Annotated in this window: 18 protein-coding genes and 1 pseudogene; 9 read left to right on the forward strand and 10 right to left on the reverse strand. The window is 64.4% G+C overall.

What is annotated here, in order from left to right; translation table 11 throughout:
* Positions 1-131: 131 nt before the first annotated feature.
* Genes recC through recD form a run of 3 tightly spaced genes read left to right on the forward strand, consistent with a single transcriptional unit; the run spans position 132 to position 8604 of the window.
* The gene (gene recC, locus R4P47_RS21350) at positions 132-3407 is read left to right on the forward strand and encodes an exodeoxyribonuclease V subunit gamma (RefSeq protein WP_317785662.1); all 3276 of its coding nucleotides are present in this window, start codon (positions 132-134) and stop codon (positions 3405-3407) included.
* Complete coding sequence (locus R4P47_RS21355; RefSeq protein WP_317785663.1) at positions 3404-6745, forward strand: UvrD-helicase domain-containing protein; 3342 nt, start codon at positions 3404-3406, stop codon at positions 6743-6745. The genes recC and R4P47_RS21355 overlap by 4 nt, the downstream gene beginning before the upstream one ends.
* Complete coding sequence (gene recD / locus R4P47_RS21360; RefSeq protein ID WP_317785664.1) at positions 6742-8604, forward strand: exodeoxyribonuclease V subunit alpha; 1863 nt, start codon at positions 6742-6744, stop codon at positions 8602-8604. The genes R4P47_RS21355 and recD overlap by 4 nt, the downstream gene beginning before the upstream one ends.
* 18 nt (positions 8605-8622) lie before the next feature.
* Here recD and R4P47_RS21365 read toward each other — a convergent pair whose 3' ends face one another.
* The 4 genes and pseudogenes from R4P47_RS21365 to R4P47_RS21380 form a co-directional block, all read right to left on the reverse strand.
* The gene (locus R4P47_RS21365) at positions 8623-9438 is read right to left on the reverse strand and encodes a TY-Chap domain-containing protein (protein WP_317785665.1); all 816 of its coding nucleotides are present in this window, start codon (positions 9436-9438) and stop codon (positions 8623-8625) included.
* Positions 9439-9515: 77 nt separating this feature from the next.
* Positions 9516-10655, reverse strand: a pseudogene (locus R4P47_RS21370) (sulfite reductase subunit alpha); the annotation flags it as partial.
* Between the two features lie 110 nt (positions 10656-10765).
* Positions 10766-12250, reverse strand: coding sequence for a DUF2079 domain-containing protein (locus R4P47_RS21375; RefSeq protein WP_317785666.1), 1485 nt, complete (start codon positions 12248-12250; stop codon positions 10766-10768).
* Positions 12251-12300: 50 nt separating this feature from the next.
* Positions 12301-13281 carry a RelA/SpoT domain-containing protein gene (locus R4P47_RS21380; protein WP_317785667.1) on the reverse strand — a complete coding sequence of 327 codons (981 nt, stop codon included), beginning with the start codon at positions 13279-13281 and terminating at the stop codon, positions 12301-12303.
* Between the two features lie 91 nt (positions 13282-13372).
* Here R4P47_RS21380 and R4P47_RS21385 point away from each other — a divergent pair, with 91 nt between their 5' ends.
* Positions 13373-14347 (forward strand): sigma-70 family RNA polymerase sigma factor, encoded by a 975-nt coding sequence (locus tag R4P47_RS21385; RefSeq protein WP_149407768.1) that lies wholly within the window; start codon positions 13373-13375, stop codon positions 14345-14347.
* Positions 14348-14361: 14 nt separating this feature from the next.
* On the opposite strand, the gene R4P47_RS21390 is transcribed toward R4P47_RS21385, so the two are convergent.
* Positions 14362-14769, reverse strand: coding sequence for a VOC family protein (locus tag R4P47_RS21390; protein WP_068050865.1), 408 nt, complete (start codon positions 14767-14769; stop codon positions 14362-14364).
* A gap of 177 nt (positions 14770-14946) precedes the next feature.
* The gene (locus tag R4P47_RS21395) at positions 14947-15216 is read right to left on the reverse strand and encodes a hypothetical protein (RefSeq protein ID WP_094640019.1); all 270 of its coding nucleotides are present in this window, start codon (positions 15214-15216) and stop codon (positions 14947-14949) included.
* 269 nt (positions 15217-15485) lie between these two features.
* Here R4P47_RS21395 and R4P47_RS21400 point away from each other — a divergent pair, with 269 nt between their 5' ends.
* Both R4P47_RS21400 and R4P47_RS21405 read left to right on the forward strand, forming a co-directional pair.
* Positions 15486-16667 carry an FAD/NAD(P)-binding oxidoreductase gene (locus tag R4P47_RS21400; RefSeq protein WP_317785668.1) on the forward strand — a complete coding sequence of 394 codons (1182 nt, stop codon included), beginning with the start codon at positions 15486-15488 and terminating at the stop codon, positions 16665-16667.
* A 61-nt stretch (positions 16668-16728) separates the two neighbouring features.
* Positions 16729-17838, forward strand: coding sequence for a hypothetical protein (locus tag R4P47_RS21405; RefSeq protein ID WP_317785669.1), 1110 nt, complete (start codon positions 16729-16731; stop codon positions 17836-17838).
* Positions 17839-17872: 34 nt separating this feature from the next.
* Here R4P47_RS21405 and R4P47_RS21410 read toward each other — a convergent pair whose 3' ends face one another.
* From R4P47_RS21410 to R4P47_RS21425, 4 genes are read right to left on the reverse strand one after another with little or no spacing between them, the layout of a single operon-like run.
* On the reverse strand, positions 17873-19315 hold the full coding sequence (locus R4P47_RS21410) for a GntP family permease (protein WP_037191035.1): 1443 nt from the start codon (positions 19313-19315) through the stop codon (positions 17873-17875).
* On the reverse strand, positions 19312-19950 hold the full coding sequence (locus tag R4P47_RS21415; protein ID WP_317549453.1) for a bifunctional 4-hydroxy-2-oxoglutarate aldolase/2-dehydro-3-deoxy-phosphogluconate aldolase: 639 nt from the start codon (positions 19948-19950) through the stop codon (positions 19312-19314). Before R4P47_RS21415 ends, R4P47_RS21410 begins: the two co-directional genes overlap by 4 nt.
* Positions 19947-21560 carry a D-aminoacylase gene (locus tag R4P47_RS21420; RefSeq protein WP_317785670.1) on the reverse strand — a complete coding sequence of 538 codons (1614 nt, stop codon included), beginning with the start codon at positions 21558-21560 and terminating at the stop codon, positions 19947-19949. Before R4P47_RS21420 ends, R4P47_RS21415 begins: the two co-directional genes overlap by 4 nt.
* A 14-nt stretch (positions 21561-21574) precedes the next feature.
* Complete coding sequence (locus R4P47_RS21425) at positions 21575-22858, reverse strand: alanine racemase (protein ID WP_317549455.1); 1284 nt, start codon at positions 22856-22858, stop codon at positions 21575-21577.
* A gap of 129 nt (positions 22859-22987) precedes the next feature.
* Here R4P47_RS21425 and R4P47_RS21430 point away from each other — a divergent pair, with 129 nt between their 5' ends.
* Genes R4P47_RS21430 through R4P47_RS21440 form a run of 3 tightly spaced genes read left to right on the forward strand, consistent with a single transcriptional unit; the run spans position 22988 to position 25202 of the window.
* Entirely contained in the window at positions 22988-24010 is a 1023-nt protein-coding gene (locus tag R4P47_RS21430) for a sugar kinase (protein WP_317785671.1), read from the forward strand.
* Entirely contained in the window at positions 24007-24804 is a 798-nt protein-coding gene (locus R4P47_RS21435) for an IclR family transcriptional regulator (RefSeq protein WP_317785672.1), read from the forward strand. The genes R4P47_RS21430 and R4P47_RS21435 overlap by 4 nt, the downstream gene beginning before the upstream one ends.
* Complete coding sequence (locus R4P47_RS21440; protein WP_068050854.1) at positions 24801-25202, forward strand: RidA family protein; 402 nt, start codon at positions 24801-24803, stop codon at positions 25200-25202. The genes R4P47_RS21435 and R4P47_RS21440 overlap by 4 nt, the downstream gene beginning before the upstream one ends.
* The last annotated feature ends 377 nt before the right edge of the window (positions 25203-25579 follow it).

Genomic DNA, 25579 nt, shown 5'->3' on the forward strand with positions numbered 1-25579 from the left:
CGTCGGGATCGGAGACCGATACGAGCGGCATCGACGGCTCGACTCGTCGCACAGAATCTGTCGGTGGCTCGAGTAGGGTCGTCACGTGCCCGAAATCGGGTACCGATACGAGCAGGCAGGGGACAGCGACGGTGTTGACGCTTCATCGCGCCGAACGCGCTGGAACGCTCGCGGCTGCACTGGCCGACATCCTGTCCGTGCCGTTGGACGATCCGTTCGTGCCCGAGATCGTGTCGGTCCCGGCGAAGGGCGTCGAGCGGTGGCTCACACAGCGATTGTCGAGCACACTGGGCGGTTCGGATGGCGACGGCATCGCAGCCAACATCGACTTCCCGAGCCCGACGCGGTTGGTCTCGCGCGCCATTGCTGCGGTCGACGACATCGACCCCGACGACGATCCCTGGGCTCCGGGCCGGGTTCTCTGGACCGCGCTGGAGGTGATCGACGACTGTCGCACGGAAGCTTGGGCGTCGGTGCTGTTCAAGCATCTCGGTGCAGATTCCGAGGATCATCGGGTGGGACGCCGCTGGTCGACGGCGTCGCATGTGGCAGAATTGTTCCGCACGTACGGGTCTCAGCGTCCCCAGATGCTGCGCGACTGGTTCGACGGGCGCTTCACCGACGGCCACGGTGGCGATCTCGACGAGGACCTGCTGTGGCAACCGCGAGTGTGGGCCGCGCTGCGCGAGCGAATCGGCAGCCCGAGCCCAGCCGAGCGCCTGCCGCAGACCTGCGCACGACTCCGGGATGCACCGGAGTCGGTGGACCTACCGAGCAGGTTGTCGGTGTTCGGTCCGACCCGGCTGACAACCGATCAGCTCGAGATACTGAGTGCGCTGTCGCAGGCTCGCGACGTGCACATCTGGGTTCCGCATCCGAGCCCGTCGATGTGGCACACCCTCGCCGAGATCCCGGCGGTGACGCGCCGACGAGACGACACGACAGCTCTGGCCGTGGAGCACCCGCTGCTGGCCGGCCTGTCGCGAGACGTGCGAGAACTTCAGGCCACCATCGCGTCGGTGGCGACGCACACCGTGCATCACGAGGGGCCGCAAGCAGCGAACACTCTGCTCGGTCGAATTCAGTCGGACATCACCGCGGATTCGTCTCCTACTCCCGAATTCGAGGACGGCACTACGTTCGCCGACGGATCGGTGCAGATTCACGCGTGTCATGGACCGGCTCGCCAAGTGGAAGTTCTGCGCGAATCGTTGCTGCATCTGTTCACTTCCGACCCGACGCTCGAACCACGCGACGTGCTGGTGATGTGCCCGGATGTCGAGACCTACGCGCCGCTGATCCGCGCGAACTTCGGGCAGACGGCACTGGTGCATCCGGGGCACCGGCTCCGGGTGCGGCTGGCCGATCGGGGCCTGCGCCGTACCAACCCCGTCCTCGACGTCATCGCCACCGTGCTGGATTTCTCGGAGGGCCGGGTGACGGCGAGCGAGCTCTTGGACTTTGCCGCGAGTGGTCCGGTGCGCGAGAAGTTCTCGTTCACCGACGACGATCTCGAGCGACTGCGCGAGTGGGTGACGAGCTCAGGTGCCCGCTGGGGATTGACAGTTCGACAACGAGAAGCATACGGCCTGAACGGTTTTCGACAGAACACCTTCAAGTCGGCGCTCGATCGCATCTTGCTGGGAGTGGCAGCGGACGAGACTCGCAACGAGTACCTCGACCTCGCGCTGCCTCTCGACGATGTCGACAGCAACGACATCACGCTCGCCGGCCGCTTCGCCGAGCTGGTGGACCGGCTCGCCTCGGTGCTCCGAGCACTTTCCGGTCCGGCATCGGTGACCGAGTGGACGCGGCAGCTGGGGCGCGCCCTCGATCTCCTCGCCGACGTGCCCACAGCCGACGAATGGCAACTGGCACAAGCACATCGCGAGATCTCCGATGCCACCGAACACGGCGGCACCGCCGAGCTGCGGCTCGCGGACGTGCGTGCCATGCTGGCCGGAAGACTGGCCGGCCGACCCACCCGAGCGAACTTTCGAACCGGCGAGCTGACCGTGTGCACCATGGTGCCGATGCGCTCGGTGCCGCACCGAGTGGTGGTGCTGCTCGGGCTCGACGACGAGGTGTTCCCCCGAGTGGGCAGTATCGACGGAGACGACATCCTCGCCCGTGATCCGGCCGTCGGCGAACGAGACACTCGCAGCGAGGATCGGCAACTGCTCCTGGACGCGGTGATGTCGGCCGAGGAGAAACTGCTGTTGTTCTACACCGGAGCAGACCCCGTCGACGGGTCGGCCAAGCCGCCCGCGATCCCGCTGCGCGAGTTGATGGACGTCCTCGAGGTGACCGCGGGCGGAAGCGTCGAACATCGGCATCCGCTGCAGCCCTTCGACCCACACAATTTCGAAGCCGAACACCCGTTCAGCTTCGACACGGTGGCCCTGGCCGGAGCCGTCTCCCAGCAGCGGACGCCCGATCCGGTCGCACCATTTCTGCCGGACGCGCTCCCTGCTGCCGATCGCGGGGACGTCGAACTCGCCGAACTCATCGCCTTCGTCGAGAATCCGGTGCAGGCCTTTCTGCGGCAACGGCTCGGCTTCCGCGTTCCCGAGCTAGAGGACGACCTGGCGGACAGCTTGGACATCGAGCTGGATCCGTTGTCCCGGTGGAACATCGGTGATCGGATGCTCGCTGCAGTGCTCGCTGGTGGGGACATCGGAGAATTCGCCGACGCCGAGTGGCGGCGCGGCACCCTCCCGCCGTTTCATCAGGGTCGCCGCGAGATGTCCGACATCCGGCAGATCGTCGGAATCATTGCCGACGCGGCCGCTCCCTTCCACGAGGGTCCGGCCGAGACGATCGACGTCGCGGTCGATCTCGGCGACGGCCGACGCCTGACCGGCACCGTCACCGGAATCCACGGCCGCACGCTGGCACGTTCGTCGTATTCGCGACTGGCCGCCAAGCACCGGCTGGCCGCCTGGCTGCGGTTGCTGGCGGTGGCGGCATCGGAGGCAGGGGACTGGAGCGCCGTCACCATCGGCCGCGCGAGCGGAATGCGCCCGCCTCGTCGCTCTCGGCTGAGCGCCCCGCCGGATCCCGTTGCCGTACTGAGAGATCTGGTGGACTTGCGTGATCGTGGAATGACGTCGCCGCTGCCGATATCGACCGGTACCGCATCGGCATATGCGGAGAAGCGGTTCGGTGGCGGGTCCATCGAGGACGGCTACGACTCGGCCACGTGGGCTTGGCGGGGCGACTTCGGCGACGGCACCGATCGATCGTTGCGGTACGTCCACGGTTCGGCCTTGTCGTTCCAGGCATTGCTCGTTGCGGCCCCGCTCGCCGACGAGACCGAGCCCTCGAACGAGAAGAGCCGCTTCGGGATTCTCGCTCGAAAGCTGTGGGATCCGTTGCTGATCGCCGAGAACATGGGGAACGCATGACCGCCGCCCGCGGATTCGACCTGCTCGGTCCGATGCCGACCGGAACGACCGTCCTCGAAGCCAGCGCCGGGACCGGCAAGACGTACGCGATCGTGGGGTTGGCCGCGCGCTACATCGCCGAAGGGATCGCCGAGATCTCGGACCTGCTTCTGGTGACGTTCAGTCGAGCCGCGACCCAGGAACTCCGTGATCGCACCCGAAGCAGGTTTGCGTCGATCGCCCGGGACCTGGCCGACCCGGACACCGCTCGCGCATCTCGGGATCCACTCGTGGCATTTCTGGCCGCAGTCGACGACGCAGAAGTCGACCGGCGGCGTCGACGGTTGCGTAGGGCCTTGTCGGACTTCGACGCCGGAACCATCGTCACCACTCACAGTTTCTGTCAGCGCATGCTCGACGGACTCGGCATCGCAGGCGAGCGCGAACCGGAATCGACGTTCGTCGAATCCGTCTCGGACCTACTCGAACAGGTCGTGGACGATCTGTATCTGCAGATGTTCAGCGGTGACGACGAGGCGCCGGCATTCAGCAGGCGGGATGCCCAGCAGTTGGCGTTGTCGGCCGTGGGTGACCAGCAGTCGATTCTGTATCCCGACACCGAGGACTCGGACGACGACAATCGCGAGCCGGCACTGCGTGTGCGGTTCGCCCGGGAAGCGCGCCGGGAGATCGAACGTCGCAAACGCCTGCTCGGTGTGCGCGACTACAACGATCTTCTGGGACTTCTGCATTCGGTGTTGTCGGACCCCGTCCACGGTGAGGCTGCCTGTGCGCGAGTGCGAGATCGATTCCGCGTCGTGTTGATCGACGAGTTCCAGGACACCGACCCCATGCAGTGGGACATTCTGCGGCGGGCGTTTCACGGCTCCACGACGCTCATCCTCGTCGGCGATCCGAAGCAGGCCATCTACGCGTTTCGCGGAGCCGAGGTTCTGAGTTACCTCGACGCCGTGCAGACCGCGGACCACCTCTACGAGCTCACCGCCAACTGGCGTAGTGATTCGGGGCTGCTCGACGCCCTGCACCATCTGTACGGCGGCGCAGCCCTCGGCCACGACGACATCGTGGTGCACCCAGTCGAAGCGCGAAACCCTCTCTCGCGCATGGTCGGACATCCTCCCCTGCGGCTGCGTTACCTGCCGCGAACCGGCGCTGGTCCACTGCGGCAAGGCTTTCCGGCAGTCGACCGGCTCCGATCCAGGGTTGCGGCAGACGTTGCGGCGGACATCGTCGAGCTGTTGTCCGGACACGCCGAGCTCGAGCGATCCGACGGCCGCCGGGTGATCGAACCGCGTGACATTGCGGTGTTGACCCGAACGACCAAGCAGGTGGCGTTGATTCGGGACGCACTCGACGCGGTCGGGGTGCCGTCCGTCGTGTCGAGCAGCACCAGTGTGTTCGGTACCGAGAGTGCCCGACACTGGCTGTGGTTGCTGCAGGCGATCGAGCAACCCCATCGCACCGATCGCGTACGTCTGGCCGCCCTGACTCCTCTGCTCGGGTGGACCGCTGCGCAGCTCGACTCCGGGGCCGAGGATGCGCTGTCTCAGGTCAGCAGCCGGCTGCGTGAGTATTCGGTGCTGTTCGACGAGGCCGGGTTCGCGGCAGTCTTCGAGCGGGTGTCGGCCCAGTCCGGACTCGACGCCCGGTTGCTCGCGGTCGACGCCGGTGAACGCACGATGACCGACCTGCGGCACATCGCCCAATTGCTCAATCGCGCCGCGGTATCCGAGTCCTACGGAATCACCGCCCTCACTCGCTGGCTGACCGACCGAATCAAGGAACCGGCAGCGGGCGGGTCGACCGACCGCAGTCGTCGACTCGACAGTGATTCCGCCGCAGTGCAGATCATGACGACACACGGCAGCAAAGGGCTCGAATTTCCGGTCGTCTACCTGCCCTACGCGTGGGACACGTTGTACTTCAGCAAGCCGTCGACGCTGTTGCTGCACGAGAACGGCACGCGAATCCGAGACGTCGGCGGACCGTCCGGAACGGGCTACGCGGCCAGGAAGATCCTCAACGACCAGGAGGAAGCAGGCGAGGAACTGCGACTGCTCTACGTCGGTCTCACCCGCGCCGAGAGTCGGATCGTGCTGTGGTGGGCCCCGGGCCGAAACACCGCGACGTCCTCGCTGCACCGCATGCTGTTCGGACGCATCCCCGGAATTGCTCTGCCGGAGCCGTCGTACAAGGTTCTCGACGACGCGACGACGGCGAACCGGCTCCAATCCTGGGTCGGGTCGGCAGCCGACCTCATCTCGGTCGAACCGGTGGGGCCCGGCGAGCCGTCCACCGCACACTGGATTCGTCCCGAGCAACCGCAACTCGACGTCGCTGCCGCACGATTCGATCGAACCCTCGACCTGCTGTGGCGTCGAACGTCGTACTCCGCGTTGACAGCTCACGCTCACGACGCCGCGCCCGCCCAGACCGAGGTAGGAGTGACCAGCGAGACCGAGCATCCCGAGAAGACGGACGAGCCCGCCGACACGGCCGTGGGCAGCGAATACCCGGGAAGCGAGCACATCGACGAACAGCTGGACGGAATCGCGTCACCGATGAACGGCATGCCTGCCGGCGCGGCGTTCGGAACGCTCGTCCACGAGGCACTCGAACACGTCGACACGTCCGCACCCGATCTGCTCGCGGAACTCGAGCGTCGCTGCGCTGCGGCGGTGGCGTCGCGAATGGCGGAGGTCGATCCGGCGGCGTTGGCCCAAGCCCTTCTACCGGTGATGCAGACACCGTTGGGATTCGGGACGCTCGCCGACGTAGCGCCGTCCGACCATCTGGCCGAGCTCGACTTCGAGCTGCCTTTGGCCGGCGGAGACGATCCGGTGACGAACACGTTCACGTTGAAGACCGTGGCGCGCCTGTTGCGTCATCACCTCGATCCGGCGGACGTGCTCGCGTCCTACGCGGATCTGCTCGACGGTCTCGAGTCGACACCACTTCGCGGCTTCCTCACCGGAAGTATCGACTCGGTTCTGCGCGCGGCAGGACCGCGGTACGTCGTGGTGGACTACAAGACGAATCGAATCGCCAGAGGTGATCTGACGACCGGCAATTTCACGCGCGAGAAGATGGCCGAGGAGATGATCCGCTCGCACTATCCGCTGCAGGCAATTCTGTATGCCGTTGCGCTGCATCGATATCTGCGCTGGCGTCAATCGAATTACGACCCGCAACTGCACCTCGGCGGAATCCGATACCTGTTCGTGCGGGGCATGGTCGGACCGCAGACCCCCGCCGGGTGTGGGGTGTTCGACTGGGATCCGCCGGCCGCACTGGTGATCGAGCTGTCGGACCTGCTCGCTGGGAAGGTGACTCGATGACCGGCGTCTCGATTGCGCTGCGCGGCAGTGGAATTCTGCGCACCTTCAACGATGTGGGTGTGCTGTCGGCATCCGATGTGCACGTGGCGCTGCGCCTCGGTGCCCTGGCCGGTGAGTCGTCGGAGAACGTACTGCTCGCCACTGCTCTGACCGTGCGTTCGGTGCGATCGGGCTCGGTGTGCCTGGATCTGCGACGACTGCGGGACGTCACCGTCGACGAGGATTCGGACGTCGATCCGAGCGCGCTTCCGTGGCCGGAGCTCGACGACGTGCTCCGAGCACTGAGGGTGAGCCCACTGGTGGTCGGCAGCCCGAATGGACCGTTGCGGCCGCTGAAACTGGTCGACACCGATCAGGGTGAGCTGCTGTACCTGGACCGATATCACCTGCAGGAGAGCACCGTTCGAGATCTGCTCGACGTGCGTTCACAATCTCATCCCGCCGCCGATGCCGTCGAAATCAGCGACGCGCTGGCCACGCTGTTCGTGGACGAATCGGGCGCACCGACGGCCGCTCCCGATCGACAGCGAATAGCGGCAGCGCTGGCGGCGACCCAATGGACGACGGTCATCGCCGGCGGACCTGGAACCGGAAAGACCCACACCGTAGCGAGAATTCTGGCGCTCCTCGTCCGCGAACACGGAAGCGATCTGCGCATCGGGCTCGCCGCACCCACCGGCAAGGCCGCAGCCCGGTTGCAGGAGTCCGTGTCCGAACAAGCCGGTCTCCTCGGGCTTCCGGCAGACCTCAAAGCAATGACGCTGCACCGACTTCTGGGATGGAAGCCTGGCAGCAAGACGAGGTTTCGGCACGACGCCGAGAACCGGCTGCCGTACGACGTCATCGTCGTCGACGAAACCTCGATGGTGTCGCTGACGATGATGTGTCGGCTGCTCGAAGCCGTGCGTCCGGAGTCCCGGTTGATTCTCGTCGGCGACCCGGATCAGCTGACGTCGGTCGACGCGGGCGCGGTGCTTGCAGATCTGGTGGCCAGGCCGGTGACCGGAATCGAGAACCCGGTTCTGGCGCAGCTCGTCGACGCGGACTTCGCCGCCGCCGAGGACCCCGCGGAAGCGGCCCTGAGCCCGTTCGAGCGAGACCGACTGCGCGGCGGCGTCGTTCGGCTCAGTCGAGGCCGGCGGTTCGGCGGAGCCATCGCTCGCTTGGCCGTGGCCGTGCGAGACGGCCGGGGCGACGATGTCATGGCGTTGCTCGAATCCGGCGCGGAGGAGATCTCGTTTCATGGCCCCGACGACGTCGACGCGCTGCGCTCCGACGTGATCGACACCGCAGCCGAGGTCACCGCCGCTGCAGTACGCGGAGATGCCACCGCAGCACTGCTCGGGCTCGAGAAACATCGCCTACTGTGCGCGCACCGCGAGGGTCGATGGGGGGTCTCGCGGTGGGACCGGCAGGCGATGGAGTGGGTAGGAGAAGGAAGCGGTACGTTTCTCGATCCTTCGCTTTGGTATCCCGGTCAGCCCTTGTTGGTGACGGCCAACGACCACGAGGCAAGGATCTACAACGGGGACACCGGCGTTGTGGTGTTGGGAGACAACGGAACTCCGATGGCAGCGTTCGCCCGAGGTCGTGGCCACGTGTTGATCCACCCGAATGTGCTCTCCTCGGTACACACCGTGTACGCAATGACGATCCACCGCAGTCAAGGCAGTCAGTACGACACAGTGTCGGTTCTGCTGCCCGCCGAGGCATCGACACTGTTGACCCGAGAACTGTTGTACACCGCCATCACCCGCGCTCGATCGCACGTACGGGTGATCGGTACCGAAGAGGCCATCCGAGCGGGCGTCGAACGTCAGGTGCTGCGGGCGAGCGGCCTGCGCCGAAAGATCCTGTAGTTCGTCGGATCCTCGTCGTCACCGGCACGCGTGTCGGTCTGCCCTCGTCACCGCGTCCATGCTGTGTGCGACCAGGAGCCAGGTGCGGGCAAGGTTCTTCCACACCGCGACCGAGTTCTCCTCGCTCGCGTCGTCGGGGCGGGCTCGAACAGCGGCCGATCGATGCAGCGAGACTGCTCGCGCTGTCAACGCGTCGAGATCGCCGTCGGCGCACACCGATCGAACGGTGTGCGCGTCGACGCGCCGACCGATCAACTGGCACAGCGTCTGAAGTGACCTCAGCTCGGCAGGAACGTCGTCGGATGTCTCCGAGGGGTTCTCGGTCGCTGCGCCGTTCGTGCGACCGACGATCCCGCGTTGGAGGTCGACCGGCCCCGATGATGCACCGTCGGCCGCCACGCTCCACACGCTCAGGAACGACGGATGCGGGACGTTCCAGATCTCTCGGAACGTGCGGGTGATCATCTCCGCGACGAGTGCCGCATCTGCTCGGGCGTCGGTTCGCGTGAGATCGATGATCGACCCGTCTGCAACCTGCTTGCCTCGATCCAGCCAACCGCAGTCGAGTAGCTGCACATCCATGGCCGTCGCGTCCGGGGCATCCGGGTACAGCAGTGACGGCAGCGCTGCCACCGACACCAGCACGCCGCTGTCCGTCGCCGCCACGTCGATGTACGGGCGCAACCCACGCTCGCCGGGGCTCGCCTGAGCGGCGGACACCGTGATGTAGTCGCGCCGCGGCAAGGTCCGAAGACGCGCATGCAGGTTTTCGGTGAACGTGGCCCACGCGAGCGCGGTGGTGGAGTCGAAATGGCCGTTCTGCAGTGCGGTCACGGTGCGAACCCTCTTCTCGGACGAGAACTGATGCCTGTACCCGAGACCGTAGCGAGGGGGTCCGACAAGAAACCGCGTCAGTACACGTCGCGCAGGTAGCGCTTCGATTGCTTGAGCTCGTTGACATAGTCCTCGGCGGCGTCGGGGGAGCGGCCACCGTGTTCGGCGACGATCTCGTGCAATGCCTCGTCGACGCCCTTGGCCATGCGAGCCGCATCGCCACAGACGTAGAGCTGCGCGCCGGCTTCGAGCCACCCGTAGAGCTGCTTTCCCGCCTCACGCATCCGGTGTTGGACGTAGATCTTCTGAGTCTGGTCGCGAGAGAAGGCCAGATCGAGTCGCGTCAGCAGACCGCTGCGCTCGAAATCGGTGAGTTCGCCCTCGTAGAGGAAGTCGCTCGCTCGATGCTGATCGCCGAAGAACAGCCAGTTCTCGCCTGCAGCGCCGCGGGCGCGACGTTCGTGCAGGAACGCGCGGAACGGGGCCACTCCGGTTCCCGGCCCGATCATGATGATCGGGGTGTCGTCGGACGGGAGGCGAAACGACTTGTTGGCGGACAGGAACACTCCCGCCTGATGCCCGTCCCCGATGCGATCGGCCAGATACGTCGAGCAGACTCCGCCTCGATCGCGCTCGGCCGACCGGTACCGAACCGTGGACACGGTCAGATGAACAGTGCCCTCGTGCGCGAGCGGGGACGAGGAAATCGAGTAGACCCGGTGCTGCAGAGGACGCAGCAAACCGAGGAATTCGGCTGGGTCGAACGTCCCCGACGGGTCGAGATCGAGAACGTCCACGACATCGCGACCCCAGGTCCAGGCGTCGTACGATGCGCGGTCGCCGTTCTGCAGAACGTGATCGAGCTCGGCGTCACCGGCCCGTTCGGCGACGGCCTCGATCAGATCCATGGACGGGATGCCGATTTCGTACTCCGTCGTCAGCGCCTGTGCGAGGGTGATCTCGCCGGATTTCGTGTGGACGGCCGTGTCTGCCGGCACTCCGAGGCGGTCGACGACGGCGGAGACCAGTGCTGCGTCGTTGACGGGTTTGACGCCGAAACCGTCGCCGGCCTCGTAGGCGATGCCGCTCTCGCCCAGCGCTATCTCGAAGTGTCGAACTTCTTTTGCGGATGTCGGACCGGACAGGCGACTGTTGCTCAGAACCTGCGCGCGGTAAGGATTCTTCCGATTCCACGGTGAGCGCTTCGATGCGGTCTTGGTGGCGCCGAGATCGCCGATTCGAGCGTCGATGTCCTGTACCTGCCTTGCAATTGTCGTCACGATGCGTCGAGCGAAAGGTCGACTGTTCGAAGACTAATCGTGCGCAGTCACTCGCGGTGCAGGACCTCTATTCCGTCGACGGAGAAGACGACGTCGTATCCGCTCGCCAGCGCCCGGCTGATCGCCTGACTATCACCGGTCTCGTCCGTCGGCCAACCCGGCGGCCGTTCGCGGTTCACGACGATCCAATCCGGGACGGTCGAATCGGTCGTGCGCTGCGGAAAGACCGACACGTCGTGGTCGGCGACGAGTTGGGCCACCAGATTGTTCGACGCCGCAACTCGATCATCGGCAGGAATCCACTCGGAGATTTCTCGGACGGTCTCGGCTTGCGGATCGATCGTCCATTCCTGGGCATGCACCACGCGTGACATGGGCAGGAATGGCAATGTGACGACCGCGAACGCGGCTACGAACGCGACGATGTAGTGCCGGCCGCGTTCGCTGAGCTGACCGTGCCGGTGGCTGCGCGCGAACGCGTCGAGCAGGGCGACGAACACGATGACCATGAGGATCGCGTTGTAGTGATAGATCGGCTTCCAGAAGTTCGTGTTGTCACTGAGAAAACGCCATGCCACCGTCGGGACCGCGATCAGCAGTAGCGGAGAGCGCAGAGCGAAGAAGCCGGTGACCGCGAGCAGCAGAAACGCCGTGGCCGCCCGCGAATCGCCGGCAACCAGACCGTGCGCTGTATCGGCGATGCCTTCGCCCAGAGGAGGCAGTTTCGAGCCCTGGTCGTACGAGTTGTCGGAGCTCAGGGCCGGGACGATCACCTTGACCGCGAGCACCATCCAGGTCAGTCCCCAGACAGCCGTCAGCGCACCCAGGATGCGGGTTCGTCCGGTCGTCCACAGCGCCACCAACGCCCCGATGACGATCACTGTCAGACCCATGTCCTCTTTCACGAAGACAAGCGGCAGTGCCCAGGCCAAGGCCGGCAGCCAGCGCTGCCGAACCAGCGCGACCATGGACATGGCCAGCAGCGGCATCGCGAAGGCCACCTCGTGAAAATCGAAGTTCAGCGCAGCCTGGACTCCCCAGGACAGTCCGAACGCCGCGGCGATCACGATGCCGACGATCGTGCCGAACTTCTGTACCGCCAGTCGGCTGATCGGAATCACGGCGAGTGCGAACAAGACCGCTTGCGCGATCAGCAGCGTCTCCGCGTGTGGGAACAGCCGATAGACAGGCCCCAACAACGCGGTGATGGGCGAGAAGTGATCGCCGAGCGTGTTGTAGCCGGTGCCGAGCAGATCGGACGTCGGCGCGCGAAACTGCGAGTACGACGCGATCTGCTGAACGAATATCCCCAGGTCGAATCCGGAGGTGCGGAGCTGGCGATGGCCGAGGACGGACATCACCGCGTACAGGGTCGCCAGCACGGCGAACGAGACGGCAGGCACCAGCGTCTCGGCGGAGCCGAGTCGTGCGCGCCGGTCCGTGGTCGCGGTTCTGTCGGTGGCTGTTCTGTCGGTCGCGGTGTCGACACTGTCGGCATCGGTGACGACCGTGGATTTCTCGGTAGTGGTCACGAGAAGGCATGTCTACCGGACCGACGTGAGATGTTCCTGAGAACCGCCGGTCAGCGCTTGCGTTTCTTCGCAGGCTTGCGTCGGGGCGGCTGCGAGGTGAGGTGATAGTAGAGCGCATCCTCGGAGTCCTCGACCACCACATCGATGAAGTCGCCCACTTCGAGGTAGTCGTTGACGGCAATTCTTTCGGTCGAGCCGATGACTGCTTTCACCGATCGGGCGGGAACGAGGCCTCTGCGGCCGTCCGGTCCGACGGCAAGTGCATAGCGTGGGCCGGTGCGGGTGACCCTGGCGCTGATGAAGTCCGGATCTTTCGGAATCGGGTCGGCCGCGAGCACGCCGCCGTCCTTGGACGCGGCCGTCAACGAGTCGAGCTGCGCGGCCAGATCGTCGGCCATCGCATCCACCTGATCGAGCAGGTGGGCCATGTGCGCGGCGTAGTCGGTGTGCTTCTTGGTCGGCTTGAGTGCCTCACCGGGCTTGTACATGTCCTCGTGTGTCAGCTCGCCCCAGGCGTCCTGCAGGCGCGTCTTGACCTGGACTTCCACCTTCACGTCGAGATCGCCCTGGTGAGTGGCGACTCGAACGACCAGCACGGCGTGATACGCGCGGTAGCCGCTCGGCTTGGGAAAGGCGACGTAGTCGGTGGGTGGTTGCGCGAACCGTACGGAGCATTCCGGGTCGTTGCACGCACGCTCGAGCGCGGCAACGAACGTCAGCTGATCGCGCGGGGTCTTGCACAGCACCTTGACGCCGACTAGATCGGGCAACGCCTCGGCGACGGCATCGGCGTCGGTCGGTTCGGTGATGCGGCCCTCGGAGAGGTAGCGGCGCAATTTGTCGGCCGATCTGCCCGGGTCCTTGATGCGTGCCATCTGCGCGTTCAATCGGTCTCGATCGACGTCCTCGAGAATCTCGTCGGCGATGGTCTCGAGGAAATTCTGCGCGGTGACGAGAGCGGCTTCCCACGCTCGACGACGCTGCAGGTACAGCTCTTCGACCAAGTCGTCGATACTCGTTGCCGATGTCACGATGCCGAGGTTAACGCAGAAGTGTCGCCGATCCTTTCGGCGGCGCGCATTCGAGCTGTGGTGCGCCTGTGTCCGGTTTACGCTCTACCGCATGACCGTGGCCTCGGAACAGAAGGACGACTTCGTCGAGCAGTTCGATCCCTTTCGCCGTGAGTTGCTCGCACACTGCTATCGCATGACCGGGTCGATCCACGATGCCGAGGACCTGTTGCAGGAGACGTACATTCGCGCGTGGCGGGGGTACGCCAAGTACGAGGGCCGATCGTCCCTGCGCACATGGCTGTACCGAATCGCAACCAATACCTGCCTCACCGCTCTCGACGGCCGGGCGAAGCGTCCTTTGCCGACGGGTTTGGGCGCACCGAGTTCAGGTCCCACCGACGAACTGGTGCAGAACAACGAGATTCCGTGGCTGGAGCCGATCGCCGATTGCGAACTGGCGGATGCGAGCGATCCCGCCTCGATCGTGGTGGCGAAAGAATCCGTACGGCTCGCCTTCGTCGCCTCGCTGCAACATCTGTCGTCGCGGCAACGCGCGGTGCTGCTGATGCGCGAAGTGTTGCAGTGGAAAGCGTCGGAGGTTGCCGAAGCTCTCGCCACGACGACGACCGCAGTCAACAGCCTCCTGCAGCGAGCACGGGAGCGTCTCGACGAGATCGCGCCCGAGCTCGACAACGTCGAGCCCATCGAATCCGCGGAACTACAGAAACTTCTCACCCAGTACGTGGAGTGTTTCGAGAGCTACGACATCGATCGACTGGTCACGCTGTTCACCTCGGACGCAGTATGGGAAATGCCGCCGTTCGTCGGGTGGTATCAGGGTGGCGAAACGATCGGATCTCTCATCCGGAACAACTGCCCCGCAAACGGAGCAGGCGACATGCGGATGGTGGCCACCTCGGCCAACGGTCAACCTGCGTACGGGCTGTACATGCTGGCAGAGGACGGTGTGCACCGGGCCTTCCAGCTGCATGTTCTCGATGTCGATGCCAGAGGGGTCGGGCACGTGGCCTGCTTCTTCGATCTGACTCTGTTCGATCGATTCGGCTTGCCCGACCGCCTCTAGGGCGACAAGGTAGGTCAGCCCTGCGGCACGGCCGACGGATCCATCCACATCACTTCCCACACGTGATTGTCGAGATCTCGGAACGCCCGGCCGTACATGAACCCGTGATCCTGGGGTTCCATCCACTTCGATCCACCCGCGGCGATCGCCGCGTCGGTGAGCGAATCGACCTCCTCGCGACTGTCGGCAGAGACGCACATCAGCACCTCCCGGGCCGAGCCCGTGTCGCAGATCGAGTCCGAGATGAAGTCCTCGAATCGAGAGGTGGACAGGAACATCACGGTTGCCTGATCGCTGACGACCATCGAGGCACAGTTCTCGTCGCTGAACACATCGTTGAACTCGAATCCGAGACCCTCGAAGAATGCGCGGGTGGCGACGACGTCGCGGACGGGCATGTTGGCGAACAACAAACGGGACATGGATACACACCTTTTCCGGAAGAACTTGCTGCTTCGGACCGTCGAACAACGGTCTTGCTCGTACTGACAGCGATCGCTCCGAAAAGTCATCGGGTTGTGGATGTGCCGACACGACGCGACCCCGCCGAGCGGGTGCTCGACGGGGTCGCGGACTGCGAAGCTGAAGGGGGCGTGTAGTTATCGCGTGATCTGCGCGAGGCGTGAAAGCATGCGCGTGAAGACGTGGCCGTCGTTGCCGAGGTCTGCGTAGGGGTCGGCTGCCTGGTCCGACTCGGTGGCACCGGACGTTGCCGCAGCAAGCGTGCGCGCCAGGCGGGTACGACGCTCGATGGCGTCGAGGATGGTGCCGTCGAGCATTGAAACTTCGTCGAAGAGCTGGTCGACGTCAGCTGTCGCGATGTCGGCACTGTCGGTGCCAATTGCGAGCGAATCGATCTGAACAGTCACATCGTCTCCTTTTGTTCGCGTCCTGAGGTGTGAGTCGTTCGGTCGGCCGGAACCGTTACAGCTCGACCCGTGTAAAAACGATGTTTCGTCGCCCAGACCAAGATGCCCACTGGACGGGCCTGGGCCAACCTCTTCGGGGTGTGATGCTGCATACAGTCCGGTCGGTTCCCCCCACCTGCGGGTTCTCGGGGGGAAAGGCTCGAAGGATTCTTCTCGCGTTGTTCGGGTACCTACGGAAGCGAACGACGGCAACTTTCGAGGAGTGAACGATGCGTTACGACTACCTGATCATCGGCGGGGGAATGGTTGCGGACAGCGCTGCTCGCGGGATCCGCGAGCAGGACGCGTCAGGCTCCATCGGCATACTCGGCGCAGACCCCGACGCGCCGTACACCCGCCCGGCGCTGTCGAAGAAGCTGTGGACCGATCCGGATTTCGGCCGCGATCAGGTCTCGCTGGACACGGCCTCCGACACCGGTGCGGAGGTGCACACCGGAACTCGAGTCGCCTCGGTGGACCGCTCGAACTCGTCGGTCACCACCGAATCCGGAGAACGCCACGAGTACGGCAAACTCCTCCTGGCAACGGGTGCAACGCCGACCCGGATCGAACTGTCTCCCAGCCCCCGCGTGGTGTACTTCCGCACTTTCGCCGACTACCGAGCGCTGCGCGAGCTCACGAAGACCGCCGATCACATCGCTGTGGTCGGGGGCGGATACATCGGCACCGAAATTGCAGCTGCGTTGTCTCTTCAGGATGTGAAGGTCACACTGGTCACCTCGGATGCCGTACTCGGAGGACACATGTTTCCGCCGACCCTGGCTGCCGGCTTCGACAAGGGTTTCTCCGGCCACGGCGTCACTGTGCGCCGGGGAACGAAGGTCGTGTCAGGGGCCGAGGCGTCGGCGCGCGTGCAACTTCAACTCGACGACGGTTCGACCGTGGAGGCGGACGGAGTCGTGTTCGGACTCGGTGTGCGACCCGAAACAGAGCTGGCCGAATCTGCGGGGCTGGCAGTCGACGACGGAGTGATCGTCGACGAGTTCCTCCGGACCGAGGACGAACACGTCTACGCCGCAGGTGATGTGGCGAACTACCCCGACGCCGTTCTCGGTCGCCGACGCATCGAGCATGTCGACAACGCGACCGAAATGGGCAAGGCCGCAGGACGCAATATGGCCGGTGCCGCAGATCCCTACACGTACACCCCGTACTTCTATTCCGACGTGTACGACGACGGATATCAGGCGATCGGCACGGTGTCCACGACGCTGAATGTCATCGAGGACTGGAAGACGGTCGGCAAGGAAGGCGTCGTGTACTACCTCGACGACGATGCCGTCGTCCAGGGCGTCCTGATGTGGAACGTCTGGGAGGGGCTCGACGTGGCGCGCACGTTGCTGGCCGAGAAGAAGCCGCAGACCGAGCAATCGTTGAGCGGACTGATCTGAACTTCTGGAACACTCGAAAGTGAGCGGACCAGCGTCGGTTGGACGTGACCTAGGAGAGATGATGTCCGAGTTCGATGGCAGTGGGTCGGCCGAGCAGCGTGCCCGATTCGACGACGAGGTTCACAGCCGCTGCGCCCGCTGCCGGTTGCCCGGACATTCCGAACCGCTGTCCGACGCGGCGGCGGTCGCCATCGCGGCCGGGCGCGTGGACGAGGCCACCCGAGCTGTGCTCATCCATCGATGGCATGCCGGACGCTTGCTGCCGTCGATCGGGGGATTCGGCGCGCTCCGTAACTTGGTGGACGAACGCGATCGGTGGCTCGCCAAAGACACGACGAGCAAGCCCGGATCGGCTCTGGTGTACAAACTTCGAGCTGCCGAGTTGAGCAAACGCGTCAATCACCACCGCACCACCGTGGTGATGTCCAATCGGCACTACGCCACCGGAGTACGCGCGGCGCGAAAAGAGCGCCGAGAAGGTGTTCACCTCGATCTGGACCAACGGGATGCGATCTTCGATGCGTTGACGAGGACGCCTGCGCCGGAGAAGTTCGGCCCCATCGCCGAGCGAGGCCTGTCTCTGGTGGACGCGGCCACGGATCGGGTCAGCACGCTGGCGCGCAAAACCCTGGTGGCCGACAGGGTCGAGTGGGCAACAGGACTGGTAGATCAGTTCGTCGATCGAAAAGACGACCGCTTCGTCGATCGCTACGACACTCTGTTGTTCCTCGCCGGCACTTCGTTCGATCGGGTGCGGCGGTCGCCGGCATGGCAGTCGACGTATTTCGAGATCCAACGCAACCAGTTGGACCTGTTCGTCGAACTCACCGAAATCGCGGTCGATGCCGCGTCGCTGCGCACGGTAGCGACCGAGCTGAATCGGATCGGTGAGACTATGGTCGACGAGGAGACCGCAGCGCAGGTCGAATCCCGGCGTGGCGCACTGGAAGTGGTGTGGAAACAGCTGACCGGACGGGTCGCTGCGCTGGTTCGACTCGCGAATGTGGTCGAGTCCTCGGAGACCGAGGCCCGCACGTCCGACGCGATGGCCCGAGCGCACAGCTTGGACGATCGGATCGATGACCTCGTCGGGCGGTCGGGGAGCCGGGAAATGTCTGCCGAGAACACACATTTCGTCGGTGATCAAGTGCGGACGCAGTGGCGCGACTGAGTGCCGCCGAGGGCACACAGTCGCGCCACTGGCTCTAGGCGATGATTGCGAACAGGATTCCCGCGACGGCGAAGCTGACCACGGACAGAATCGTCTCGAGGACCGTCCACGTTTGCAGCGTCTGCTTGACGGTCAGGTTGAAGAATTTCGCGATGATCCAGAAGCCGCCGTCGTTGACGTGGCTGGCGATGATCGAGCCCGCCGCGATGGACATGGCGATCAGCGCGACGGCCGGAGCCGAGTAGTCCTGGGCTGCCACCAGGGGCCCGACTATGCCGCCGGTCGTCACGATGGCCACGGTTGCCGAGCCCTGGGCGACCCTGAGCGCACAGCTGATGATGTATGCCAACACGATGATGGGAAGACCTGCGGCCGCCATGGTGTCGGCCAGGGCTGTGCCGATTCCCGTGGCGGAGATGACCTTTCCGAAGAACGCGCCTGCACCGACCACCAGCAACAGCATGCCCACCGGACGCAGCGACTCACCGGTCAGCTTGCTGAGTTCCTGGACCGTGGATCCGCGTCGAATGCCCAGAACGTAGAACGCGATCAGAACTGCGATGAGCAGCGCGACGGCCGGGGTACCGAAGAAGGTGAGCACTTCGAGCAGGTTGCCGGGATCGAGCAGAATGCTGCCGAACGTGGCGCCGAGGATCAGGACCAGCGGAACGGCGATGATCGCTCCGATCGTGCCCACCGACGGTGGCGTCGTGACGACCGGGCGCTTGGTCGCGACCGTGCCTGCTCCTCCACCCTCGGTGGTGCTCGCATCGTTTCCGTCGTTGATGAAGTCCTCGGGGACGTCGACGATGATGCGTTTGCCGATCCAGTTGCCCCACACCAGGCCGGCGGCGATGAATCCTGGTATTCCGCAGATGAATCCGAACAGGATGAGCCACCCCAGGTTCACCTCGAGCAGACCACCGAGGGCGACCGGTCCCGGGTGCGGTGGCAAGAAGGCGTGCGTCATGGACAACCCTGCCAGCATCGGCAGCGCATAGAGCACCAACGACTTTCCGCCTTGGCGCGCCGCCACGTACACCAGCGGTGCCAATACGAAGATGCCGATGTCGAAGAACACCGGAATGCCGAAGATCAAGCCCAGCAGTCCCATTGCGATGGGTGCTCCGCGTTCCCCGAAGACGCCCAGTAGCTTGGCGGTCAGTGCCTGCGCGCCACCGGACTTTTCGAGAATCGCGCCGAGGACCGTGCCCAGTCCGATGATCACTGCGATGTGCCCGAGGATGCCCCCGAACCCGGTTTCGAGAAGCGACTCGTTGCTCTTGATGGCGGTGCCGACTATCTCGTTGACGGGCAAGCCGGCAGCCAGAGCCAAGCCGAGGCCGACGATGAGAAGTGCGATGAACGGTTCGAGCTTGACCTTGATGATGACGATGAGCAGTACCGCAATTGCGATGCCGCACAATACGAGTAGGCCTGGCGTTGAGGTTCGCAGCCAGTCGACGACAGAATTCATGACGAGCCTTCCTTGATGTCTGCACTGACAGCCGCCACGAACGCCTGCGCTCGCACGGTGATGTCGTCCCACTGGCCGGCCGCAACCGACGCCGGTGGAACCACATCGGTGCCTGCGGTCACTGCGACGGCACCGGATGCCAGGAACTGAGCGGCATTTCCTGCGTTGACCCCGCCGGACGGAACGAGTTTCGCGTCGGGGAAGGGGCCGAGCAGATCCTTGAAATACGCGGGCCCGACGGTGCGAGCCGGAAATATCTTCACGGCATCCGCTCCGAGATCGAGGGCAGTCATCACCTCCGACGGGCTGAGCGCGCCCATCATCAGCGGGATCCCGGCATCGGTCACGATCGTGGCAACGTCGGGCCGCAGCCCGGGGGTCACCACGAAGCATGCTCCCGCGTCGATCGCCGACCGTGCCTGATCGGCGGTCAGGACAGTGCCGGCACCGACGACCGCACCCGCGTTCGATGCCGCGCGGAGCAGTGCCAGCACGCCGGGCGTGGTGAAGGTCAATTCTAGGGCCCGAATCCCGCCGCGCGAGAGCGCATTCGCCAACGCAGCAGGATCGGAGATGTGCGGCGCACGGACCACCGACAGTGCGCGGTCCTCCAGAATGGTGGTCAGTGCATTCACGATGTCTGCTTTCCGGTGGGATTCATCCGCAGGGCACGGCCTGCCAGAGAGTGCGTGGGACGGCGATCGTCGATAGCGAAGGCACCGTTGACCATCACGTGGCTGATGCCGTCGGCCTGTTGCTTCGGATTCTCGAACGTGGCGGTATCGCGCACGGTTGCCGGGTCGAACAGGACGAGATCGGCTGCGTGTCCTTCGGCGATCGTGCCGCGGGCGCGCAGGCGGAGACGCGCAGCCGGACGACCGGTCAGGTGGTTAATGCAGTCCTCGAGCGAGAGCAACTGCTCGTCCCGAACGTAGTGACCCAGGTAGCGGGGGAACGTTCCCCAGGCGCGGGGGTGCGGTTTCTCGCCGACAAGGATCGCGTCGCTGCCGCCCATATGACGTGGATGCGCCATGATCTCGCGCACGTTCTCCTCGTGTCCGACATGCTGGAGGATCGTGGTGGCCAGCGCATCTCGGCGAAGGAAGTCGAAGAACACGTCCACCGGTGACCGACCCGCCTCGGCCGCGATCTCGGACATCGTGCGACCGACATAGCGATCGAGCTCCGGATTCGCCACACCGCTGAGCTGGATGGTTTCCCACTCGACGGTCACGCCATGGCAGCCGTCGGACCCGTCGACGTCGACATCCTGTGCGATGCGTCGACGCATCTCCGGATCGTCGAGGCGTTCGAGCGCGCGATCCGGGCCACCGGACATCGCCCAACTCGGTAGCAGCGCAGACAAAGTGGTGGCTCCGGGCAGATACGGATACGTGTCGAGGGTGACGTCGCATCCGTCCGCGATCGCAGAATCGACGCGGTCCAAGAACTCTCGTGCCCGGCCCCGATTGACGCCGAAGTTCATCGTCGCGTGAGTCAGATGCAGCGCACATCCCGTCTCCCTGGAGAGATCGAGCATCTCCTGGTACGCGTCGAGTGCGCCCGCGCCGTACGACCGAGTGTGCGGCGCGTAGAACCCACCGAAGTCGGCGACGACCTCGCACAGCGCGCGTAATTCGTTTGTGTCCGCGTACATTCCGGGCGTGTACGTCAAACCGCTCGACATTCCGACGGCACCCTCGTGCAAGCCCTGCGTCAACAACTCCTGCATGTGGGCGATCTCGGACGGCGTCGCCGGTCGCTGATCAGGGCCCACCGCGAGGTACCGCAGTGTTCCCTGGGGAACGAGATAGGCAGCGTTCGGGGTGATCCCCTCGTCGAGGCGAGCGAGGTACTCGGAAACCGAGCGCCACGAGAAGTCGAGGTCGACGGGATTGCCGTTCCATCCGGCGATCTGACGCCGCACCACATCGAGCGTCGCGTCGTCGATCGGAGCGTAGGCGATGCCGTCCTGGCCGATGACCTCGGTGGTGACGCCCTGACTGATCTTCGGGAAGTGGTCGGGATCGGTCAGTAGACGCAGATCGGAATGGGCGTGCATGTCGATGAACCCGGGGGACAGGACCTGCCCCGGTGTCGCATCGACGATTCTGTCGGCACCGAGAACGGTGCCGGGTTCGGCGATCGAGGCGATGATTCCGTCGCGTACGAGAACGTCACGACGCAGTCGCGGAGACCCGGTGCCGTCGATGACGTCGGCACCTCGAAAGAGGATATCGGACATGGGGTTTCGACTCTCTAGAAGAATGTGTGCACGAGATCGACGACGCGAGGATCGTCGCTGTCGGCATCGTCGACGACGGGAATGAGACGCCACTTGTCGAAAGCGGTGCACGGGTGAGACAGGCCCAAGCGCACCACCGATCCCACCGGCAGTGCCCCGCTGTCCTCGGCCGGTAGGCGAAGGAACGCATGCTGATCGTTCAGCGCAGTGATGTCGGCACCGGAGTCGAGAGTCTCGGTTCCCCGAACCGATTGGGGGACAGGCAGTCCTTCGTCGAACGGGAAGTCCCGCTTTCCTGCATCGAGCAGTGCGAGACCGGGTTCCGGCCTGGAGACCGTCCGAGCCCATCCGTGCATCGCCGACATCAGCGGCGCGTCGGTGCGGGCGGGAGTGAGTGGTGAGATCTGTGAGTAGAAGCCGTCGTCATGCACCACGTAGGCACCCGAGCGCAGCACTACGTCGGTAGGTACTCCCTCTTCGTTGGTGAGAGAGTGCAACCGCTCGACCACGAGGTCCTGGTAGGCGCTGCCGCCGGCGGTCACGATCGCGTGCTCGCCGTACAACCCCTCGGCATCGAGCGCGCGATGGAGGGCGGCCACGTTGTCCAGATAGGTCCGAACCGCCGCGAGGCCGCTGTCGGTCCGGTCGTGGCTCAGTGCGCCCTCGTAGCCGCCGACCCCGGCCAGAGTCAGCCGCGGCGACGACGCGATCGCACGTGCCACCGAGATCGCTTCTTCTGTGGTCCGCGCGCCGGTTCGGCCGTGCGGGCCACCGAGTTCGACGACGACCGCGACCGGCCGTTCTCCTTGCGTCGAGAGGATGCGGTCCATCTCGTGCACCGTTGCGACGCTGTCGGCCCAGCAGTAGAACTCGAATGTCGGGTGCGAATCCAGCTCGGCCGCAATCCACGTCAACGCAACAGGGTCGATCTCGGCATTGGCAAGAACGATGCGTTCGACCCCGAATGCGCGTGCTGCCTGAACTTGCCATCCGGTTGCGAGGGTGATGGCCCAGCTTCCTGCGTCGAGCTGCTGCTTCCACAGTTGCGGGGCCATCGACGTCTTCCCGTGGGGTGCGAGCAGCACTCCCGCGCGCGCAGTCCACTCGGCCATGACCGAGATGTTCGACGCGATGCGTGCCCGGTCGAGAGTGAGGACGGGCGTCGTGAACTCGGAGAGCCGCGGCGACGTGGCGAGAAAGCTCTCGATGGTGTGCCCCCATGACCTGGGTGGCAATGCCTTGTACTCGGGTCCGAGCACTCGTCGGCTGAGTGCCTCGACGGCATCGGTGTCGATCACGATCGTCTCCTCGGTCTCGGAAAACCCGCAAATGCGTTGCGTATTTTGCAACGCTGGTTGCGCAATGTGTTTATGCTTTGTAGTCTGCAACGAAAGTCAGCGTTCCCGCAAGAGTTCGAGGAGATCGACGTGAAAGCACCACGAGCGGTGTGTGTGGGCGAAGGCCTCGTCGTTCTGGTTGCCGAGCCGGGCCCATTGGAGAAATCGAACACGTTCCACCGCACAGCCGGGGGCGCAGAAGCCAACGTGGCCAGGGTGTTCGGTCAATTGGGCGTCGATGCGTCGTGGATCTCTCGAGTGGGAGATGACGGATTCGGCCGGTACTTGGTCGGTCAGTTGATCGCGGCAGGTGTCGACACCTCCGGTGTGACGCGCGACCACGAGCGACCCACTGGCATGTACGTGAAGCAACGCGGGTCGGGTTCCGGCGACCGTCACGACCTCGCATGCAGAGACAGTGCGATGACCTACTTCCGTACCGGCTCGGCTGCGAGCGCTCTGTCGCCCGCAGACATCGACGGGAGTGCGGCGAACCTTGTCGCGCGTGCCGACCTGATCCACTTCACCGGAATCACCGCGGCCATCTCCGATACCGCCGCCGACCTGACGAGATACTTGATGGATCTGCCCACTCTCGTCAGCTTCGATCTGAACTATCGGCCTGCGCTGTGGAAATCTCGGCCGGACACAGCCACAGATGTTCTCGGTGAACATGTTCGAGGAAGCGATGTGGTGTTCATGGGTGCCGACGAAGCTGCGCTGGTGTTCGGCACATCCGATCCCGCCGAGCTGCGCGAAATGTTTCCGCAACCACACCACCTGGTGATCAAGAACGACGCGCACACCGTGACGGCATTCGAGGGGACCTCTCGGATCGACGTACCGGCGCTGAAGCTCCACGTAGTCGAGAAGATCGGTGCCGGAGACGCGTTCGCGGGCGGATATCTGACCGGATTGCTGTTGGGCATGAGTTCCGTCGAGCGCGTTCGGTTCGGTCACCTGTGCGCGGCGGGTGCCTTGACCGGCCACGACGACATCGCCTCGGTGCTTCCCCTGGCGGTGCTGTCGAAACTGGCCGAACTGGCCGATGCCGATTGGGCGAGGCTGGACTACGCGGCCACAGCCGCGCGTCACTCGGAGGTGTCGAAATGAGTCAGAGTCTGGCGCGGGCGATGACACTTCTCGGCTTGCTCGGCGACGGACCGCAGTCGCTCGACGAGCTGGCGTCGGTCCTCGAGGTCCACAAGACGACCGTGCTGCGGCTGCTTCGCACGATGGAAGCCGACAGATTCGTCCAGCACGACGCGGATCACCGATATCAGCTCGGATCCAGGCTGTTCGAGCTCGCCAACCATGCGCTCGAACAGCGGGATGTTCGGAGCATCGCCCGGCCGCACTTGTCCGAACTGAACGCGATCACCGGCCAAACCGTCCACCTCGCCACCTACGAGGCCGGCGTCGTCATCTACATCGACAAGTTCGACGCCCAGCAGAGCGTGCGGATGTATTCGCGAATCGGAAAGCCTGCGCCGCTCCACTGCACAGCTGTGGGGAAGGTCCTCATCTCGGCGCGGCCGGAGGCGGAGCGTGTGCAGATTGCACGCAACATCACCTACACGCCGTTCACCGAAAGAACCATTACGACGGCCGAGCGTTACCTTCGCGAGCTCGACCTCGTGCGCGAGCAGGGGTTCGCCGAAGACCGCGAGGAGCACGAGTCCTTCGTCAACTGCATCGGATGCGCAGTGCGCAACGGAACCGGTGACGTGGTGGCAGCGGTATCGATGTCCGTGCCCGACATGGTGCTCGATCATCAGCAAGTGCTTGCCACGCTCCCCGAAGTGCAGCACGCCGCGGCGGCGATCTCCGCAGGATTGGGATGGCACCCGCAAGAAGCCCAGGACCACAGAACACAGAACCAGAGCTCGAAGGAAGGAACACAATGAGTGAGAAGATCGAAATCCGCACCACAGGTGCGCCCGCACCTGCCCACACATTTTCCCAGGGAGTCCGAAAGGGGCCGTTCGTTCAGGTCTCGGGGCAGGGGCCGGTCGACCCGGCCACCAGTGAATACCTGTATCCAGGCGATGTAGCTGCGCAGACGACCCGCACACTCGAGAACGTCAAAGCGATCGTCGAGGCCAGCGGTGCGACATTCGACGACGTCGTCATGCTGAGGGTGTATCTGACCAAGCGTGAGGACTTCTCGACCATGAACGACGCCTACGGCCAGTTCGTGTCGGCACATACGTCGGGGGACGTTCTACCGAGCCGCACCACAGTGTTCACAGGACTGCCCAGGGAAGAGATGTTGGTCGAAATCGATGCCGTAGCGATCGTCTGATCAAGGCATGCGGCAGATGTTCACACGAAAATTACATCTGACCAGGCGATTTGCGTAAGCGTTGGTCTTCGCGTAACTTTTGTCGAGTCAGAGCGACACGGACACCGACCCGGTCTTCACGGACTGGGACAACGAGGTTGTACGGAGTATGCACTGAACAACCCAGGCAAGGCTCGAAAGTGATGAGTCATGTCTGGGGTTCGAGCGTGTAAGCCCCGAAGTTACCGTGCAAACGGTAGTGACGGTGTGTGCGTGTTCTTTGAGAACTCAACAGTGTGTCGATGAATGTCAGTGCCGAAATATTTTGTTTTGGTGAAAGCATTCGATGTATCAATCATCCGCTTGTGGTGGTTGTTGTCGGGTGTTGTTTGAAATGC

The sequence above is a fragment of the Rhodococcus sp. IEGM 1370 genome, assembly GCF_033142325.1.
Lineage (GTDB): Bacteria > Actinomycetota > Actinomycetes > Mycobacteriales > Mycobacteriaceae > Rhodococcoides.